General features: G+C 42.4%; 18 protein-coding genes. All 18 read right to left on the bottom strand.

The window, feature by feature from the left end; all coding sequences use genetic code 11:
• Window positions 1–12: 12 nt before the first annotated feature.
• The gene (locus PHG53_08785; protein MDD5381713.1) at window positions 13–858 is read right to left on the bottom strand and encodes a glycosyltransferase family 2 protein; all 846 of its coding nucleotides are present in this window, start codon (window positions 856–858) and stop codon (window positions 13–15) included.
• A 27-nt stretch (window positions 859–885) separates the two neighbouring features.
• On the bottom strand, window positions 886–2,256 hold the full coding sequence (locus tag PHG53_08780; GenBank protein MDD5381712.1) for a radical SAM protein: 1,371 nt from the start codon (window positions 2,254–2,256) through the stop codon (window positions 886–888).
• Window positions 2,253–3,179, bottom strand: coding sequence for a glycosyltransferase family 2 protein (locus PHG53_08775; protein ID MDD5381711.1), 927 nt, complete (start codon window positions 3,177–3,179; stop codon window positions 2,253–2,255). The genes PHG53_08780 and PHG53_08775 overlap by 4 nt, the downstream gene beginning before the upstream one ends.
• An 11-nt stretch (window positions 3,180–3,190) precedes the next feature.
• The gene (locus PHG53_08770; GenBank protein ID MDD5381710.1) at window positions 3,191–3,988 is read right to left on the bottom strand and encodes a glycosyltransferase; all 798 of its coding nucleotides are present in this window, start codon (window positions 3,986–3,988) and stop codon (window positions 3,191–3,193) included.
• Between the two features lie 9 nt (window positions 3,989–3,997).
• A complete protein-coding gene (locus PHG53_08765) occupies window positions 3,998–5,047 on the bottom strand; it encodes a glycosyltransferase (GenBank protein MDD5381709.1) in 1,050 nt (349 codons plus the stop codon).
• Window positions 5,038–5,853, bottom strand: a complete 816-nt coding sequence (locus PHG53_08760) for a class I SAM-dependent methyltransferase (GenBank protein ID MDD5381708.1) — start codon at window positions 5,851–5,853, stop codon at window positions 5,038–5,040. Before PHG53_08760 ends, PHG53_08765 begins: the two co-directional genes overlap by 10 nt.
• Window positions 5,850–7,064 (bottom strand): glycosyltransferase family 4 protein, encoded by a 1,215-nt coding sequence (locus PHG53_08755; GenBank protein MDD5381707.1) that lies wholly within the window; start codon window positions 7,062–7,064, stop codon window positions 5,850–5,852. Before PHG53_08755 ends, PHG53_08760 begins: the two co-directional genes overlap by 4 nt.
• Complete coding sequence (locus PHG53_08750; protein MDD5381706.1) at window positions 7,010–8,050, bottom strand: glycosyltransferase; 1,041 nt, start codon at window positions 8,048–8,050, stop codon at window positions 7,010–7,012. Before PHG53_08750 ends, PHG53_08755 begins: the two co-directional genes overlap by 55 nt.
• Window positions 8,051–8,182: 132 nt before the next feature.
• The gene (locus PHG53_08745) at window positions 8,183–9,001 is read right to left on the bottom strand and encodes a class I SAM-dependent methyltransferase (protein ID MDD5381705.1); all 819 of its coding nucleotides are present in this window, start codon (window positions 8,999–9,001) and stop codon (window positions 8,183–8,185) included.
• A 4-nt stretch (window positions 9,002–9,005) separates the two neighbouring features.
• Window positions 9,006–10,772 carry a polysaccharide deacetylase family protein gene (locus tag PHG53_08740; protein MDD5381704.1) on the bottom strand — a complete coding sequence of 589 codons (1,767 nt, stop codon included), beginning with the start codon at window positions 10,770–10,772 and terminating at the stop codon, window positions 9,006–9,008.
• Window positions 10,769–11,836: a glycosyltransferase family 4 protein gene (locus tag PHG53_08735; GenBank protein MDD5381703.1), complete on the bottom strand. Its 1,068-nt coding sequence runs from the start codon at window positions 11,834–11,836 to the stop codon at window positions 10,769–10,771. Before PHG53_08735 ends, PHG53_08740 begins: the two co-directional genes overlap by 4 nt.
• A gap of 20 nt (window positions 11,837–11,856) precedes the next feature.
• Complete coding sequence (locus PHG53_08730) at window positions 11,857–12,645, bottom strand: class I SAM-dependent methyltransferase (GenBank protein ID MDD5381702.1); 789 nt, start codon at window positions 12,643–12,645, stop codon at window positions 11,857–11,859.
• Between the two features lie 7 nt (window positions 12,646–12,652).
• Window positions 12,653–13,618 (bottom strand): FkbM family methyltransferase, encoded by a 966-nt coding sequence (locus PHG53_08725; GenBank protein ID MDD5381701.1) that lies wholly within the window; start codon window positions 13,616–13,618, stop codon window positions 12,653–12,655.
• Between the two features lie 26 nt (window positions 13,619–13,644).
• Window positions 13,645–14,415, bottom strand: a complete 771-nt coding sequence (locus tag PHG53_08720; protein ID MDD5381700.1) for a methyltransferase domain-containing protein — start codon at window positions 14,413–14,415, stop codon at window positions 13,645–13,647.
• Between the two features lie 9 nt (window positions 14,416–14,424).
• On the bottom strand, window positions 14,425–15,492 hold the full coding sequence (locus PHG53_08715) for a glycosyltransferase family 2 protein (GenBank protein ID MDD5381699.1): 1,068 nt from the start codon (window positions 15,490–15,492) through the stop codon (window positions 14,425–14,427).
• Window positions 15,485–16,609, bottom strand: coding sequence for a glycosyltransferase family 1 protein (locus PHG53_08710; GenBank protein MDD5381698.1), 1,125 nt, complete (start codon window positions 16,607–16,609; stop codon window positions 15,485–15,487). The genes PHG53_08715 and PHG53_08710 overlap by 8 nt, the downstream gene beginning before the upstream one ends.
• 5 nt (window positions 16,610–16,614) lie before the next feature.
• Window positions 16,615–17,643, bottom strand: a complete 1,029-nt coding sequence (locus PHG53_08705; GenBank protein ID MDD5381697.1) for a polysaccharide pyruvyl transferase family protein — start codon at window positions 17,641–17,643, stop codon at window positions 16,615–16,617.
• A gap of 16 nt (window positions 17,644–17,659) precedes the next feature.
• Entirely contained in the window at window positions 17,660–19,123 is a 1,464-nt protein-coding gene (locus tag PHG53_08700) for a Coenzyme F420 hydrogenase/dehydrogenase, beta subunit C-terminal domain (GenBank protein ID MDD5381696.1), read from the bottom strand.
• Window positions 19,124–19,287: the final 164 nt, after the last annotated feature.

Here is a 19,287-nt window from a genome sequence, read left to right as displayed (position 1 = left end):
GTTAGGGTGTTCCTATCTGCAGCGTTGAGCGATTTTAACGAGGGTCTTATTCAGCAGCAGCCGGCAAAAACCGGCACGAGGGTCAAATTTTTTTAACATCCGATAGTGTGCCGACAACAGCTTTTTTATGCAACATAGCTTCTTCAAGAAATGAATGATATCTATCTTCCGTGCCTTTTTTGCCCCTACCTGGTTCCCGGAGTGCTGCCGATATAAAACTGATGGAATTGACAGATAAATAATTTTGCCGTGTCTGCATACGTTAAGAGCAAGCCACCAGTCATACATTATGGCTTCGTCAGGAACAGGTATGGATACAGCCCTGGCTTTTTTGTTTATCATCATCGTACAGCCCGTTACTACATTCTGGGCCATAACCCTGTTCAAATCATTGCCAGCCTCAGGAAAAATTTTTTGATAAATCCACATCGAATCCGCAATGGTGTTCCGTTCAGAATCTATAACTTTCAGGTCCGTGTGTATTAATATTGGTTTGTCCGGATAAACCTGCTCCGCTGCTTTCATCGCGTTCAGTGCCATCTCTATTTTGTTCGGCAGCCAAACGTCATCCTGGTCGCAGAACATAATATATTCGGCATCGGCATACTGCAACAATTTTCCAAAATTCAAATTCGCGCCCAAACGACCTTCATTATCCTTAATTAACCCGATTTTGTCCGGCAGGCGGTTTGCGTAGCCTTCTATGATGCGCACGGTATCATCATCCGAGCCATCGTCTCTAATCAAAAGCTGCCAATCCTGATTGGACTGGGTAAGAATAGAATCTATTTGTTCAGCTAAATATTCCTGCCCATTATAGGTTGCCAACAAAATTTTAATATCTGGTTTATAACTCACGGCGTCAAGTATCCAATAAATTTTCTTTTACTGAAAGATTATTTTCCTGACAGATTTTAGAAATTGGTAAACCATCGGCCATCTTGCGATTCTAGCCTGGCATTTTTTCTTTAGTCTTAACGAAAACGGCATACCTTGATATTCCGCTAACGCCATAGATTCAGAAAGGATATTTGCGAGAAACTTATAGTCGGGGCCTTTGATTTTTGGTTCATAGGTATTGCGTCTGTAGAAATCGTGCGAAGTTGTCAAATGTATCCCCATTTTTTTGCCCATTTCAAACAAGTCGCTGCCCGGGTGCGGCGTATAAAAGGCCGGCGAACAATGGTAGGGCCTTATTTCTTTGAGCATAGATAACGTTTCGAGAACTTCTTCTTTGGTTTCCGTGGGCAAGCCAAGCATATAGTTTGCCCATATTTTTATACCCAATTGTCTACAGATATCTGCAGCCTCAATATTTTGCCAGCGGGTACAGCCTTTTCGAAGGAACTTGAGCACGCGGTCCGAGCCGCTTTCAAAGCCGATAATGAACAATTCCAGACCAGCATCACGCAGTATCTCAACCATATCACGATTTTTACAAATTATGTCCGCCCTTGACTGCACGACAAAAGGCTTATTTAACCCTTCGGCCTTAAGCTGTCTGCAAAAACCTATTACCCAATCCCGGTCTTCCGTGAGACAATCATCGTGGAGCATAAAGGAATTGAAGTCGTATTTATTCCTGAGATATTTCAACTCCTCAATAACATTCGCCACTGAGCGTCGTCGAACCGCACGGCCAAACATTATTCTTTCCGCCGGCTGACAAAAATTGCAGTTGTATTTACAGCCTCTTGCCGCTATCAGTGTAACAAAGGGATGTTTTAAGAAATACACAAAAGGCTCTTCAGGACAGCTGAACAGGTCCCGGTCCGCCCAGGGCGCCTCGTCCAGATTCTCCAGTCGCTGTCCCTGCACTACTTTAGGGATTTTTTCTCCATTGGCCAAGTCGTCAAGCAAGGCTGGAAAAGTAATTTCAGCTTCACCCTTTACAACACAATCTATACAGTCTTTTGTCTCCAATTGCTGAGGGCAAATTGAAGGATGAGGGCCGCCTATGAAGATTTTCGTTTCCGGTTTTACTTTCCTGATTATTTCCGCGGCCTTGATACCGCTATTGTAATCCACGCTCATCATAGTAATGCCTGCAACTTCGCCAAGTTCATCCTCGACAACCTGGGAATAATGTTCCCAACTCGTTAGTCGGCGAAGGTCTATAAGATTGACGCGGTGGTTTTTATTCTTCAGAGCCAAGGATAAGATTGCAAGGCCGTGGTTTATCCAAGAGCCTTCATTCCCCTTGAGCGAATTAAAGCCACAATCAGTAATTCCAGGATAAATAAGAGTAATTTTCATTTTTCATTGTATTTCCACAGTAGTCGGACAGCTTTTTTATAAACGCCCAGACCAAAAAATGTAGAAAAGACAGCCAGCAGCAATTTGACGTTGGATGGGCACAATTTGACAGCCTTAATGAGATAGTTTCTGCCGTATTGCATTTCCTTGTTGACCACTAACCGATTTCCGATGTCAATATAATGCTTTGCCAGCAACTTTTTGTCGCCGGCAAACTCATCGGAGTATTTCTCCAAAATCGACTCAAGGGCTTCGATAAAAGCACGATAATTAAAAGAAACATTGTCAGAATGATAATAAGCTATAGCCAAAGGTTCATCTACGCATTTGAAGTGGTAATATTTCGAAATTCTAAGCCACAATTCCCAGTCCACGAGATGGAATATTCCCTCATTGAACATACCAGCCTTTTCGAAACATTCCTTTTTAACAAGAGTGACAGGACTTCCTACGAAATTCCCTTTCAATAGCTGCTGGTGTATATCCCCATCTTTTTTATTTACCCATTCAAAAGGAATATATGTCCTCTGGCCATTTTCTTCTTTCCAAAATCCGGTATACACAACGCCAATCTGCGGCGGGCAATTTTCAAAAGCCCGGACTTGTTTTGCAAGTTTTTCAGGGAGCCATTCGTCGTCACTGTCCTGTTGTGCCACGTAGTCGTATTTGGCAGCTTTTATGCCGGTGTTCCGCGCCGCTGCTTCGCCTCTATTTTTCTCGTGCCGAACGTATCTAATCCTTTCGTCGTTAAAGCTTCTCACAACTTTTTCAGTATTATCAGTTGAGGCATCATCGACAATAATAAGCTCGAAACTGCGATAAGTCTGGTTCAGCACGCTCTTAACAGAACGAACTAATAACCGGCTTCGATTATAAGTCGGGATTATAACACTGACAAACGGATTGCTTTCTTTTTCGGCCAATTCTACCATTCTTACGGTTTAAACAACCGACATTTCAAATTTTGCACGAAAGAAACAGGCAAAAACCACAAAATAAGATTACGCGTCAGACCGTAAAAGGCCCAGAACGAAAAATCGAAATTTTCGAGTATAATTCTGATTCGGGACTTCAACTGTTGATTGCGCCAGCCCAACGAAATACCACCCGGCGTAACAAAGGTGCGCACTAAATATTCGGGAATATTAGCTGCTTTGAATCGCCGAGTGACTTTAAAGAACAAGGCAAAATCCTCAGCAGAAGGATGCTCGGTAGAATAAAAGCCGACTTCTTTGAATACTTCCAGCCGACACATCACTGTTGGGTGGCAAAACATATTATTTATAAACATTTTCTTAACGATGGATTTGTGGTCAGTCGGCGGACAAAACTTCCAGAGCGATTTTCCGGAATGGTTAACAAACAATGCCCATGAACCCACTAAAAAGACATCGGGATTGTCGTTTAGAAATTCTCTCTGTTTAGCAAAGCGATCCGGAGAACAGATATCATCGGCATCAAGACGTGCGACATATTTGTACGGTTGACGTTCACAAATATATTTAAGCCCGCGATTGAGGGCATGTTCGATGCCTTCATTTGTCGGCGAACGCAGAACGATGGTCAAAGGATATATCTGTCGCAATTGCTCTTCTTCAACAGGTGTATCGCTGCCATCATCCACAACCAGTACATCAACCGGAATGATAGACCGAGAAACAGCAAGCAGCGACCGTTTCAACCCTTCGAGGTTGTTGTAATGCGGGATGAGAACTACAACATCCGTATCCATAGTTTCAGTTCACGCATCCATTTCAAAAATCAGAGCTCTGAGTCGCCTAAGCAAGTTAAGCAAGGTTTCCCCGAGCAGGCTTTTCAAAAGCAAAAAGAGCATCTCCGGCCTTCGACAGCCCAGTTGCCAGAGTTGCCGTAATTGCCTGCGGGCATCCTTTAACTTGTTGCCACCCACTAATTCCCTGGCCAAAAAAAGATGGTACTCACATTTGCCTGCTTTGTCTTCGCAAACAGGCAAACCATCCGGATAGGACCGGACGAACATATCATAAGAATCTCTACCCACTGCAAGCTGCTCTGCGTGCAGTTTTCTGGCAATATCGGCGTATTGTTTCTGAATCGACCAGCGGGAAACGCTTATTGCCTCAGGAGTAACTCTATACTGGTACAAGTGTTCGGGTAAAATATCAATATCGGAATACTGTGACAATCTCAGCCACAAATCATAATCCTGCGAATGGCGGAAAAATTCACGGTAGAAACCAACCTTCGCCAAGCAGGATTTTCTCATCATCGCTGAGCCGTGCATAAACAGATTTTTACTTGCCAGGTGCCGTTTTATTCCATCCCGGGAGTATTTGGTGTCTTTGGTTGTTCGGAGAATGCCATTGACGCTGAATACGTCTCCAAGACAGCCGATTACAGCAACTTCCGGATGATTTTCCATATAATTGAGCTGCTTTTCGAACCTGGTGGGGAGAGAAATATCATCGGCATCCTGACGGGCTATGTATTCAGATGCAGCTACTCTTATCCCCCTGTTTAGCGAACGTGTCAAGCCGATATTATTTTGGTTTACTATTAAGAGCCGATTATCTTTAGTTTGGTAATCAAGGAGGATGTCCAAGCTGTTATCTTCTGACCCGTCATTGATAATGATAAATTCAAAGCTCTTACAGGTTTGATTCAGAATTGAGTCAACCGATTCACGCAGATATTTTTGACCATTGTAAACCGACATTACAACTGAAATCGCAGGAGCATCAATAAAGTTGTTCGGTTTTACGAGCTCAAAATCTCCGCTTTGGTCGGAATTTATTTCTCTTATCAGCTCCAATTTGTTTCAACCTTCCGCATAACAAACAGGCATACATGGTTTGCAAAACGTCTAAATGCCACATCCAATATTTTCTTCATCAGACTTGAAGCACGACCTCTTTTATCATACAGATACTGCAGAAAAGGTTTTAATATCAAGACCTCATCTTTCAAGCCTTTAATCCCATCGCAAGGTTTCACATCGACCAAGCTGAATCCTTTACTTTTCAAATCATTGATAATATCCTCCGGTTCAAACGCGAACTGATAAAAATTCTCCCTCATTTCTTCAGATTCCTTATATTCAGGGTATTTTTTTAGCCTCACTTTAGCTCTTCTCAGAGGAGATATTACAGGTACTGTCAGGAAAAGATAGCCTCCCAGCTTAAGCACTCGAAACATTTCACTTACAATTTTTTCGTAACCATCGTAGAAATGTTCTATGACTCCCAACGACCAATAGCCGTCAAAAAAATTGTCCGGAAACTGCAAATCTCTGACGTCGCCGGTCTTAATTTTTAATTCAGGCGCATACTGATTAACTTTTTCGATAGTCTCCTTCGCATAATCAACCCCGTAGGCATCATACCCATTATAATGAAGGGCGCAAACCTTACCTCCCAGTCCGCATCCGCCTTCAAATATTTTAGTCCCCAGCGGAAGGTACTTTTGGGTATAACCGATTATAAACCTATCGCCCTTAACCTTAATTTGTTCTTTAAGTTTTGAACTTTCAACCTTCCAGTGCTGGTCCCAATAGGCGTCATCGGCCGCTTTGCCTACATAAACAAGCCGGTTATTACTTTTATCAAAATAGCGTATCATATTTTCAAGTTTGCGATTATTTCTTTCTCCCGTTCTACTACAGTTTCGAGTGAGAAGTTGTTTCGAACCAGTTGCAATCCCTCTGCGGTAAGGGAATCATTCGGCAACCGAGCAGCTCTTTTTATTACCTCAACAATCGCATCGGCCTGTGTTCCTCTTGCCAGATAACCGCTGACGCCGTCCTCTATAATCTGATTTATCCCATTCACATCCGTTCCGATACATACCAGTCCGCAGGCCATTGCCTCCAGCAATGTTTTAGGCATTCCTTCGTGCAGTGAGGGTAATATGTAATAGCGGTAACGATTAAGAACCGCCGGCAACTCATTATTGGGAACGACGCCCATAAAATTAACATTCGCATTGAGCTTTTTTGCGAGGGTTTCCAGCTTGTCGCGAATGTCGCCTTGGCCGTAAATGTCAAGGGTCAGACTGGTTTGGGCGACCGCCTCGATGAGGTTGAAAAGGTTCTTCTCCTCGTTGAGCCGACCGACAAACACAAGCCGGTCAGGATATTTCTCAACCGGTTCTCCGGGCGTAAAAAGCTGCGTGTTAATATAATTGGGTATTACCTGAATATTCTTTTCAGAGAGGCGGTAGCTCTCAATAATATAACCGGCCTGAGATTGAGTAGTAACTGTAGTCACCGAGGCATTTTTATATGCGAGCCGTTCAGCTATTCTAATCAGTATTTGCCGGTGTTTTGGCGCATTTTGCGTTTTTCTCAAAAGCGACCAGGTGAAACCAGTCCTGACAATCAAAGGCTTGCGATACAGCCATTTTGCGATGACGGCGGCCCAGCTTCCGTCCATTTGATTGGTTTTAAGAATATCGCAAGGACGAAGGACGGCAAAGTGAATCAACGGCATAAGAAATGAATAAATCAAACAGCCCCAGCGACTACAAAAAAGATGCGGCATCTGAAGGATTTCGATACGGCTATCAAGTCGGCTGGATAACTTTAATTGCTCCGCTAATTCGGCATCCTTTTTACCGTAAGTCAGCCAATATACTTTTTCAAGATGCCCCCTGCGAAGATGCTCCTCATACAGTTGCTTTTCACGGTCGAACAAGCCGGTGTCGAGCCAAATCCGGAGGGAAATACCATGTGTGAAAAACAAGGCAAGCTGCATAGTAATAGACAGAAATAACGAAATTAACGGAGAGAAAACATTAGAATCCGGGAAATTAAGCTGCCTCTTCTTAAGCAAAGAGAATACAATTTGTCTTTGAGGCGAAGACAGCCCCTGTAAAGATTGTAAAATGGCGTATGTTTCAATGTTACAGCATGCTCTGAAAATTCTTTTCTTCTGGGAATCAACTCCTCAAAAAGTTTCAGATAATTTTCACTCATAGCAGAAGCGGTGTTCGCATAACTTTTCATTTTATTATAATACCTGTCGTAATCCCTATATATTTGCAACAGGGCTTGCCGGAGATTTTCTTTACTGACCTCAATGCCATATTCTCTGCAGTATTCCGGTATTCCTCCTGAATTAACATATAATATCGGCAGTCCGCAAAGGGCAGCCTCGATATGATGCATACCCGCGGCCTCATCTCTGGCGCCGGTCAAATAAACATCGTGCTTCTTTAATGCAGCAGCAAGCTCCAACTTATTTAAGGGCGGTATAAGTTGCGTGTTTTTGTATTGCAAACCTTTAGGATAATTGCCGATATAGGTGAATTCATATTTCTCCTGGAACGGTTTTTCATCTAATAACTCATCCAGATGTTTATATATTTCGTGCCCTTTCAGGTAATTGCTGCTCCAATGATGAGTAACAATCTTCAATTTAGACTTTTTGTCCCATTCTTTATGATGGGATTGATTAAATATCGCCGCATCAGCTCCATTATAAATTACAATAGAGGGTTTTGCTGCAGACGACTTCGGCTGCATCAGATTCTGGAGCCACTCTGAAATGTAAACCAAGTAATCCGAATAACCACAGCAGGTAATCATCGAACGGCTCATTAAGGCATTTGAGCGATGCATGCCGGAATCATTCATACGATGAACGATAATTGTGTCGGGATGATCAAGTTTGTAAAGATAAGCCGCATAGAAAGAATAGGCGGATGTAAAAGTAATGTTGACATGAAGAATGATATCGATGTCATCGTCGTCTAAATGATTGATGACAGTTACCCCTTTGTTCTCAAGAAACGCCTTCAAAAAATTTGCAAAACTCATCCCCCCTCCGTAGGCGCTATCGATAAATTTTATGTTAAAGCTAACCTTCATCTGCTCAAGGGGTTATAGCAAGATAATCTTGTGATTATGTGGGATGAGACAGCCTCGACGCGGTCGGCTGATTTTAGATGTTTATACCTTTTCCCAGCATCGCCTTCCAGCATCTTTCGGGGTGTCCGGGTCTGGTCCCTCGAGAAGCTTGTAATTTGCACGAATATAATCAAAGACGGCGGGCCTTTGCTCCTGAGCCTGCCGAAAAGATATCCAACTTTTGGTGCGGGGATCGTCCATAACTGTGTATGTTTCCCATAACTTGCCGCCTTTTCGGAGGTGCTCCGTTACGTGCCGAACCACCTCAAGCGGGTTATGAATAAGAACAAGGGCCTCAATAATGCTTACGACGTCGTATTGGTCCTTCAACGGTAACGGAGCATCAGGTCTAACAATCAAGGCCTGCAACGTGAACGGCCGGCCACTGCGTTCAATCCTTTTTCTAAGACGCCATTCGCCAAACGTTCGATGCTCACAGTCAACGTCAACCGTCGTAAAGTTAAACACCATGTCTTTCACGTTTTCCACAATCCAGTTGCATATCGGTGAAGTTCCACAGGCATACTCGCAGTATTTGCTTTCGGACGACAGAGTTTTGACAAGCCAATCAAAACGGTCGTTGCGATGATAATAACACTGGCGAAAAGAAATCCAAGACCCCATATCCTTCTGCCACCGGTAAATTTCTTCAGCGGTATTGCGGGGTCTGCCTTCCCAAATTTCGTCCATTGTCTTTCCGGCGACCGGATTTGTCGTGGATGAGTTAGGCAGGCAAGGTCTGCGTGTGTCGGAACGCGGCCCCAATTTCTTCGCCTGCTGCGGTGTTACACAATAGTACTCGCACAAATCTTCATACCACTTTCGCTTATTACCAAAGAAGCTACAAAACTTTTTAAACACAGTTTCAACAACCTTTCAGCAATGATTTTATATTATAATTTGAACATGCAATTTTGTTTTTAAATTGCCGGATATTATCATTAACTATTCCGATTCTTAAATATTCATTTTGGGAGTAGAAGTGATTATATCCATTAGCAACAACAATGCCATACCAATCAGGGTTATTTCCCATCCAGGTGCGTGTGTCTTCATTTATATCCCAAGGCTTTCCATTGGGGAAACTTAACCATTTAATACAATTTAGGCCGTTCTGCTGTATTTCCTGATAATTCTTTTCTATCTCGATTTTTTGTTGTTCATACGATAACTTCGACAGCACAGGATGCGACATTGTATGGTTACCAATTTCCCAACCATTTTCCTGCAAAAACCTCAATTGATTCCAGTCCAAATGACATCTAATTTTTTCATCTGCGAAGCACTTATTCCAAATGCTGCTGATGATACGTTCCGTTTCCCCGTAACGATAATATTTTTTGCAAAAGTCGAATAATGATATTTCATCATTAATATTAAAGATTTTTGTGATTTCCGCCCTAACATCGTTATGGCACCCCCTGCTGAGCAAAAGCCCCAGTAAAACTCGATAATATATTTGTCTTTGACTTGCAAAATTACTGTTCACAAAAACAGCTGGATATACGCCTTTTTTTTTGCATATTTCAAAAGCATTATCCAATATATTTGAATATCCGTCATCAAACGTTACGGCGTAATAAGGTTCTTCGAAACTGCCTTTGTAAAGGATTTTGGGGACTTCGCTGAGCTTGACGCAATTTGCATTTTCCGACAGATAATTGATATGGTCACAAAAATCTTTCTTGTATGTCAATACTTTGGTACAACATCTTTCCCATTCCTTACAATTATTACTATCTACCAAAGAGTGATACAAGAAAATATATACGCCATTTTCCAGGCGGTTGCGTTTTTTGAGGTTTACTAAAGAATAAGACGATTTATTTTGTATGTTCCTCAAGGCCCTTGAAACACATGGAAATCTGTATTTATTAAGTACTTTTAATCTTAAATTTGCAGTTTGCTTTACGCGATCATTAAAAGCCTTTCCCGGAAAATAGCTGTCTTCTGAGCGCTCACTATTTCCTGTAACTTTTTCTCCATTAATTATTTTTAAGGCGGTCCTAATCAAAGCATCAATTCCACCCTTAAAGATATTGGCCATTAACTCCTGAAGGTCATTTACGTTCGGCTGTACATAAAATTTCGATATTATAGGACCGGTATCCACGCCTTTGTCAATATAATGGATAGTCGCCCCAAGCTTTTCGTAGGCTTCATGGTATAAAGCAAACTGAGTCGAATGACTGCTTCTATAATAAGGCAGGATACCGTAGTGCAAATTGATTGAGCCATACCTGGCACCATCAACCCATGCATCTTTTAGGATTTTTCCCCCAAAAATTAAAATTAAATCCGGTTTCAAATCGTATATTTCTTTTTGAACATCAGGACGGTTAATATCTATTACATATTTTTTTACAGCATTAGATTTTTTCCATAAACCGGAATCAATATTGTCATACAAATCTCGCAAGTAATCATCAAGGTTCTTTCTTCCCCTGCTTAGAATTTTGTGCTTAACTGCAGATAATTTATTTCGTATTTTACCATAGCAGGAACAACTATCCTCTTTTCTTTCGATATCCTGTATATATATCCTTGAAATATGCGAACCAAAGTATTCTACAGCCTTAGATAAAAATATCTGGTGTCTGAATCCATTTCTACTTGTAATAATTATATTCATACTATTCCTAAAACACGCTTGTATAAAAAACGTTCATATTGCCGGGCTATGCAGGTCCAATCGTAGCGGCGCACTGTTGCCAGCCCTTTTTCAACAATTTTTTGCGTTTTTCCCCTATTTTCCAGAACCACGGAGCTTTTTCTCACAATTTCATCAACATGGTCAACATCACAAAGAAATCCATTCTCACCGTCATTTATTATATCCGGGGCCATACCGACTTTTGTAGAGACGAAGGGAACACCGCCGGCCAATGATTCGAGCAGAGATTTTGGTCCGCCTTCACATCGGCCTGTCGCAATATAAATGTCCAGCGTTTTATAATACATGGCGACGTCATCAGGGTCGTTAAGGAAATGATGCAAATAAGGAATACCCGACTTTTCAAGCCGTTGTTTGACGTACCCGCGAGCCGGGCCTGTAAGCACTACAAACAAATCATATCGCTGGCGTAATTTCTCGACCACATCGCAAAAAATATCCGGTCCCTTTATCAATTTAGGTTCCAGCCCTTCACCCCATCCGATGCCATCCTTTTGAAAAGAGCCGACTGCAATTTTCCCCTTCGGGATACCCAATTCGGCACGTATATCTTCTTTTTGCTGCGGCGTCGGCACGCCGAAGGCGCTCAGATTAACACCGAGAGGAATTACCGTTATTTTTTCTTCCGGTATCCCCAACTCTATCAACTTATTTCGGGTAAGGTTACAAGAAGTATGCCATAAACCCACGTGTTTTACTGTCTGTGAGATAAATTCGACACGTTTGTCGGCCGGTGAGACATGAAACCAGGTCACTATTAATTTGTTGCTTTTGTGGGGAAACTTTGGCCCATCATTATTTAGGAATGTGTTAACTGAACCAAAATGTACTATGCTGTTTCTTATACCACGACAGGTCGTAACAACAGCTGAACTAAGGCCGGGCAAATTCGCCGTTATGGAACGGCCATCGTGATCTATGGACCACTTTGCACCTTCTATTATATAGTAGATATCCTTACGGTTTATTTTATTTCTTATAGAGTCTTCAACTGTTCTTATGTATCGTTTATTCAAAAGCATTGCGATGATTACTTTGAAGTTTACGGCTTTTTCAAAATTAGACCATGCTGGCCTCCATACAAGGAGAACCCATCAGGGACTTTTTTATGTGAAACGCATTTTTTCAGCGTAAGAAACCCGCATCCATCGGCGAGTTTTTCGGCATATCTCAAAGAGACTATCAGGTTTTTACAATTTACTTTAGCCGGAAGTTCTTCAAAGCCCCTTATTAGCAAGAATCTCTCAAGAATACAATCAATCAAATAATTAATACGGGAGCTGCTATTTAAGGAACAAACGCACTTTCGGCCGAAATACAAGATGGCAATTCCTCCCGGTTTTAATACGCGCTGGGTTTCCGCCAAATAGCGTTTAAAAACATCAATTTTTTCTACGTGCTGTAAAACAATAAAAGAATAAACGATATCTACGGAAGAGTCTTCAACGGGTATTGTGCTGCCGTCAGTTTTGAACAGTTCAAAGTTAGACGCGCCTCGATTTCTAAGCTCTGCTTCGACTAATCTATTGTTATTATGAACATCAACACCTATTACTTTTTTGAAACTTCTACAAGCAGCCAACAGGATTCTTCCCCCGCCGTGTCCTATCTCCAGAGCAATTTTACCTTCAGGATTACTAATATATCCAGCTAACGGCAGGCCAATATGAACCATAAAATCCCATTGTCCTCTTAAAAACGCAGTGTCGGCGTTCTCGGCACTATCAAACCAGGTGAAAAATGCGTCCTTGCCCCCATGGGAAGCATTATCAATCTCCTCCCTAAAACCTACAATATGACCGCGTGTTTCAATTTTTCGCCCTGTTGCCATATTGCATCTATTCCGCACGTTTTAACAAGATAGCCCTTGTTATTTTCGGGCGTCTTGCTGCGACCTTTAATAAATCCGAAGCTTTTATGTTATTATACAAATAATGCATGCTCGCATTAACACCCGTACTCTTAAACGGCTGATAGTTCAGCTCATCAAATCTTTTTTTGGCGTCAACGTGAGAAGACGAAATAACCAAGTCGGGGCAGTACCCCAGGTCCAGCATATTCGTCAATGGTTTTGTAAACGTCGGGTCCGGGTCAATGTTGCCCAGTGGGTGAACCTCAAAAAATATTTGAGCAGGTAAAAACGCCTTAATATCACTGCTTAACCTGTTAAAAATCTCACGTTCATGACCTTCGATATCCATTCTTAACAGGTCAATTTTTCTATCGGCACTTACCAAGATTTCTCTAATATCCTTAGTTTTAACCTCAACATAGTCCGGATTGTTATCGCCGGTTTTGTAGTTTATTAAGCTGTGGACATTCGTTGCGTTGCCGAGAAATAACCTTTTGACGGTATTATCGCAGGAAATCGCCATATTGTGAATTTCAACAATATCAGTAAGATTGTTCAGCTTGACATTACGGGTGAGAATGTCAACACTGTGAGGATATGGTTCATAAGAATATATTTTGCCGGTTTTACCTGCTAATTTTCCCATAAGAATAGTGTAGTAGCCGACGTTTGCCCCTATTTCCAGGATACACATCCCCGGTTTTACGATTTTTTTGATTGTTTCAGTTTCGGCAATTTCTCTTTCTCTGTGAATTATCAGATCTCTCGACAATCCTTTTTCCTCGAAGTTCAGAATCATCGGGTAATTGTTTACTTTTCTGACAACCTCCCTTTTTTTAAGAACTTTTATATTGATATGATGGTCTATCTGATTAAAAGCCAGCGAGAACGCTTTCCCAAATTGCCTTTTTTTTATAAAGGGAAGCAAAGTTTTAATATTTTCAATGTTCATTGAGTTATCCCTGCTAAAAAAATGTTTTACATACCTGTTTTGCCCTGTAACAATATCCACATCCAGCCGGGCTCCGTTTCTACTTTTACCACACTTTTGAAATATTTAAGCATCAAAAGAAACAGCACCTCCTGTGATTTCCAGCCAGCAGCTTCAAACGCTCCATGCTCCTTATTTTGTCCGGCGACATCATATAATATATACCCATCCGGTTTTATCACACGAGCGTGCTCACGGAAAAAAGATTCGAGATTAAAAGCATGGTCCAACGCATTACTATAAATCATATCCAGAGAGGAGTCAGCGTTCTCCAGACGCATAAAATCACCGATGCGAACAAACTTATTATCAGGTCCTGGATTCAAATCGATGCCATAAGCATTTTTGAAACCAATATCCCTCAAAACTTCGACCTCCGTTCCCTGTCGTGCACCGACACAAAGGATGTGTGCCGATTTCGGCAAAAGAGCTGATAAATGACGGAACCGACTATAGAACCTGTGGCGATAAGCCACTATTGCCTCATTTATAAAACCGCCACGCATCTTCAGTATCTCGTTAAACTTTTGACCCTGATGATTTACGTACTCCTGGTAATCCTTATAATCTCGATAATGGAAATCACCTTGGCTTTGCTCTTTCCAGCCGCTTTGGGCGTGATGTTTATTGCGAACGCTATGTTTATCGCGGCTGTAGACATAACTGGTATCACGGAATTTGCGAAGATGACGCACATATCCATAACCACCGGGAGTATAAAGGTAAAGAACAGTTTTAAACCAGAATTTTAGATGCATCGCTCTTCTCTAATCAGAGGTAGTTTTTTCGAGAAAACTTCGTGTTCGGTTGCCAAATCTGAGCAATTTGTAATTTGCAAACCGTCTTCTCCAGCCATTATAAGGTGAGTAAAAAATATCCAATAATAAATGCCATAAAGCAACCGGGTACATTCTCGCTTCGCCATAACAACGCCAGGCGAATTGATGGGCGGCTGCAAGCCCCTGCCCTTTTAACTTTTTTATGGAATCCGGTAAATCAGAGCGGCTGAATATTTTACCGGCAAGGTAAATCCTTTCTTTGGCCCGCTGGGAATTCCACTTAGTACTCTTCGCTTCGGGATGAATCCTTAAATAGACAGCGGGAAATGGTATATATACAGGGCGCCTTACCAAAGCGATTCTTAATAAGATATCAATATCCATAATATAATGAAGACTCTCATCTACCATACCGACCTCAACCGCAAGCTGTCTATCCATCAGACAGCCCGGCTGATAACCCGACTTCAACATAGAAATCGCAGTCGTCAGTTCAGGTAAGAAACTAACCTTGTCGCTTTCGATAGGTTCGTTGCCGTGCTGGATAACGCTTTTATAATCAACAAGAATACGATATCCATGAATGTAGCCAGCCTGCGGGTATTTGATTATTGTTGAGGCCATAGTCGCCAGACTATTGGGCGTAAGGATATCATCAGAATTATGCCAGTTGAAAAACCTTCCCGTGCTTTTCAGCAACCCTTTATTGATTGCGTGGCTTTGTCCTCTGTCCGGCTCACTTTCCCAGTGGGCCAGCCACGGCTCATATTTTTTTATAATCTCAACGGTTTCATCCGTGCTTCCGCCGTCTATGATGATGTATTCAAGGTTCGGATAACCCTGCAGCAATACTGAACGGATGCATTCTTCAATAAACTTTCCCTGGTTATAGCTGGGTGTAACAATGCTTATTTTAGGCCAAGGCTGACCATCCGGAGCCGTGTCCAGCAGAATTTTGCTCTGCTCGGTCCATGGCCAGCCGATTTTACCCGCAGGAGCAGACGGCAAATCTTTCAGAGTCGGACTTCGTAATAGCATTTTTTGCAAATTAGGCATATAAATTTCGATATACTTCCAGTGTTTGAGCGGCTGTCTTATCCCAAGAATAGGATTTGACCCTCTTAAGGCCTGTCTGTATTCTTGCGGAGTTTCGCCCCTCGGACAAAGCAGTATCCAAAGCGATGAGCAAATCATCTTCTTCTGCAGGGTCGAAATATATCGGGCAGTCTCCCGCCACCTCAATCGTAGAGGGAATACGGGAAGCAACAATCGGACAGCCGCAGGTCATTGCCTCAAGCAAGGGTATGCCAAAGCCCTCACAAAGGGAGGGGAAAACAAATGCAGCCGCTTTATTATAAAGACGACAAAGTGTTTCATCATCAACATCCTGCAATAGATGAACACAGTCCTGTATTTGCAACCGCGCAAGCTGCCGCCGTTCATCGTCCGACCAAGGTCTTGCTCCTACCAATACAAGCGTCACTTCCTTTTGCCGGTGCCACTTACTGTAGGCTTGCATCAACATACCAAAATTCTTGTAAGGACTGCGAATACCAACATAAAGCAAGAAAGGCCGGTCGGTTGGAAGCCTGGAGGTATCTACACTTTGCTCCAGTTGTCTGAAAACATCGCTGCACGCATTCGGCACTACATAAATAGAGTCGGAATTAAACCCATAGAAGTTTTTTACATCCCTGCGGGTGGTCTCAGAAACACAAATCACGGCATCAGCACTGCGGATACACTGCTGCTTTCTGTCTCTGAGAAGATCAGCGTTTTGGCCGTTGTAGAAATCACGGAACTGTTCAAATATCATATCATGAACCGTCACAACCGAATGTCCCTTCCATCTTTGCGGTAAAGTGTAGTAGGTCGAATGCCAAACCTTTCCTGAACCTTGTCCAATCAATATTTTTTGAATAAGGCCGTCAGCCGCTGGTATAAGTAAGCTCCATATTCGCTTTGGACGCAGATAACGCTCGATATCAGGAATAGAACGATGTTTAATGTGCCGATGCCGAGGCAGCGCCTGTTTTAGTCGGCCTTTTATCAAAAGAGTTATGTTTAATGAGTCATCGGTTTCGCACATCCGCAGAAGGATTTCACGGAAAAGTCTTGAAATCCCGCCTTTCGACTGCAAACAGTAGATAATGCCATCAACTATAAGTTCCATTATGCCTATAGGGCTTCAAGCAAGAATTTCGCCGAGTCGTTGCGCTTCGTTTGAAGTATTGAATTGACCTGCGAGTAATCAATCTTACGCGAAAAAACATCTTTGAGAGAGACATTTTCATCAACTATACGTTCAGAGAGCTTGATGTCTGATGGAAAATTTCCCAATTTATTTTGTCGATAAGGCGTGATAAACATACAGAATTCTTTCTGATTCAGGATTGAATATATCATACCGTGAAACATAGTGGTTATGACACAATCCGCTGCGGCAAAATAGCCGAGCCATTGAAACGGACTGAGGGTATCGAGACTGACATCGCACCAGGGCAATCTATAACCAACCGAAATAGTCTTCCGACCAACAAACCTAGCATACTCAACAATCTTGCGAACCATCTTACTACTGAAGCTGCCATATACCAGAATAAATCCTTTTTCGCGAGGCAAGACAGCTTCAGAACTCAAGTCAACAAGAAAAGTCGGGTCCAACACAATTCGCACAGGCTTATCACTTATAACACGCATTATGTCGGCAGAATTATCATCCCTAACCGAAATATGTGCTATTCGGCCAAGGGCCTCTTTGAGCTGCTCTGGAACAGGCTGGTTTGCTTTTATACTGCCAAAACTCGCTCCATAAGATATAATTCGCTCTGCCTGAAGCCCCTGTGAAAAATATACAGGATCATATCCAATCAGCCGTGTACTAAAATTCCAAACTTCGTCACTACCTATAATAATCCTGCCAAATAATAATTTCGAAAGTCCTTTTAGTGTAAAGATTCTTTTAGTCAGCCGAAGCTTCTTATGAGCTTTTTTAAACTGAATAATTTTTCTGACGTTCCGCACAAAGTAAACAGGCCGCCGCAGCTTCAAGAAAACCCGGTATTCTCGCTTTGTAAAACCGGGACTTTTATAATTTATCACCTGACAGTCAAATCCGTGCTGCAACAGAAAACTTTGTAAAGAATAGACCTGGAAAAAGGCACCATAATTAATCCCATCATGAAAAGTCAATATCCCAATCTTCATCCGAATACTCACAAAATCAAATTAACTTACGCAGTCTTTGCATCAAGTTGTCAAACGATACCCGGACAAGTCTTGTGATACAGGCGATGCCAAGAAGAAAGTGATATCTCCAACTTTTTGCGGTAAAATTCTCAAGTACCTTGCTCATAGCTTTTTGAATTACTAATCCTACGCCGGGTAAATGTCTGAATTCCGCATAGCTTTCACGGCTAACTTTCCTGAGCTGGTCGCGAATACACATATCAAGATTGCGGCAAGGATTAAACCTTCGGCGTGCTGCTATGCGCTTCACAGGAACATAAGATGAATCGTGCCTGTTATTGAGTTCGTAAAGCCGATGCATAAGGTCATCACGTTTCTGCAAAGCAACGTCCTTCTCCCTGGCAATTACAGACTCTACGGGCACCTCGTCAAGAATAATTTCTCCCGCAGAAGCACCACTAACCAACAAGTTACGAATTACCTGTGAGCGCACTACCACAAAGTTTGCTCCCATATTACCATAACAATAAGGCTCGGCTACTGCGTCACCGAACGTCACATCAGCAACTTCAGCCATAATATCATCACAAAAGTTGCAAGCATTTATCTTGAAACAATCGTGCCCCCACAGCCAGCCCATTCCTTGTGATTGATAGACGTATCCAGCAGTTTCATTTTGTCCGGAGCCACAAATAAACTCAAAACGATGATCAAGGTGATGCCTGCCTTGGTCTTTGACTCTGAAAGATGCGGATTTAAGTTTGGAAGGACATCCTCCACAGACAGCACAAAGATATTCGGCAAAAAACCTGCTTTTCTGCTGGCCACATACTAATCCGACAAGAGCAACAATTTTTTTCTTCAAGCCCGTATTATGCAGCATGGCAAGTCGCAATCCTTTGAGGACACAGGGCAAACCAACAACAGCATATTTGGCATCGACATTGAGAATCTCAGAAACTACCTTTGATAGTTCAACGGGATAATACACAGAACGAGAGGCATTGCGAATGTCGCCGATTGAATTAACAATTGCGAAGCGGAACAAAGTACCGGCATCATTATCAGGCACAACACAACAAACGTGATCGACCAGTTGCTCAGTAAATAACTTTTCAAGCAACCAAGTTGTCAGTCCTCCGCCTGCTGCACTGCTTCGGTGGTTATCGACCTTAGAGTATCCTGCAAAGAGATCCAGGAATAAACCGGTGATAGGATTATGCTGAATTCCACTTTGATCCTTAAACTCACGCTCCGCCAAAGTGGTTTCGTTTTCCTGCTGATTCCAGAAGGGGCAAACGCCAAGACACAATCCGCACTCGGTGCATCTGCCAGCTTGTTCCGCAGGCACATATTCGCCGTAGTTATTCCAGACAATCTGCAGAGCGCCTTCAGGACAGATACCCGCACAGAGACCACAACCAACACACAAGTCGTTGCGCACAATAACGTCACAAACATTTTTATATTTAATTGTTTCCGCCTCCGTCTTAGGCATCTATTTAACCACTTCTATAAGTGCTACCGCTCCCGGTGCTGATATTCCAGCCATTTTCTGTGTATTTGTAAAAAGACGTGGAAACGCTGCTACATGATGAAAATACGCTTAAAAGACTTTTGGGTTTTTCGGCAAATCCTTTGTTTCTTCTCATCTCCGGTAAC

The organism is Phycisphaerae bacterium, from assembly GCA_028714855.1.
Classification (GTDB): Bacteria; Planctomycetota; Phycisphaerae; order Sedimentisphaerales; family Anaerobacaceae; genus CAIYOL01.
This window is presented reverse-complemented; position numbering and strand designations above follow the sequence as displayed.

Excerpts from the sequence above, each read along its gene's own strand:
- PHG53_08780 (MDD5381712.1), bottom strand. The coding sequence starts at position 2,256 with ATGAAAATTACTCTTATTTATCCTGGAATTACTGATTGTGGCTTTAAT.
- PHG53_08770 (MDD5381710.1), bottom strand. The coding sequence starts at position 3,988 with ATGGATACGGATGTTGTAGTTCTCATCCCGCATTACAACAACCTCGAA.
- PHG53_08760 (MDD5381708.1), bottom strand. The coding sequence starts at position 5,853 with ATGATACGCTATTTTGATAAAAGTAATAACCGGCTTGTTTATGTAGGC.
- PHG53_08750 (MDD5381706.1), bottom strand. The coding sequence starts at position 8,050 with ATGAGTTTTGCAAATTTTTTGAAGGCGTTTCTTGAGAACAAAGGGGTA.
- PHG53_08740 (MDD5381704.1), bottom strand. The coding sequence starts at position 10,772 with ATGAATATAATTATTACAAGTAGAAATGGATTCAGACACCAGATATTT.
- PHG53_08735 (MDD5381703.1), bottom strand. The coding sequence starts at position 11,836 with ATGCTTTTGAATAAACGATACATAAGAACAGTTGAAGACTCTATAAGA.
- PHG53_08730 (MDD5381702.1), bottom strand. The coding sequence starts at position 12,645 with ATGGCAACAGGGCGAAAAATTGAAACACGCGGTCATATTGTAGGTTTT.
- PHG53_08725 (MDD5381701.1), bottom strand. The coding sequence starts at position 13,618 with ATGAACATTGAAAATATTAAAACTTTGCTTCCCTTTATAAAAAAAAGG.
- PHG53_08720 (MDD5381700.1), bottom strand. The coding sequence starts at position 14,415 with ATGCATCTAAAATTCTGGTTTAAAACTGTTCTTTACCTTTATACTCCC.
- PHG53_08715 (MDD5381699.1), bottom strand. The coding sequence starts at position 15,492 with ATGCCTAATTTGCAAAAAATGCTATTACGAAGTCCGACTCTGAAAGAT.
- PHG53_08710 (MDD5381698.1), bottom strand. The coding sequence starts at position 16,609 with ATGGAACTTATAGTTGATGGCATTATCTACTGTTTGCAGTCGAAAGGC.
- PHG53_08705 (MDD5381697.1), bottom strand. The coding sequence starts at position 17,643 with ATGAAGATTGGGATATTGACTTTTCATGATGGGATTAATTATGGTGCC.
- PHG53_08700 (MDD5381696.1), bottom strand. The coding sequence starts at position 19,123 with ATGCCTAAGACGGAGGCGGAAACAATTAAATATAAAAATGTTTGTGAC.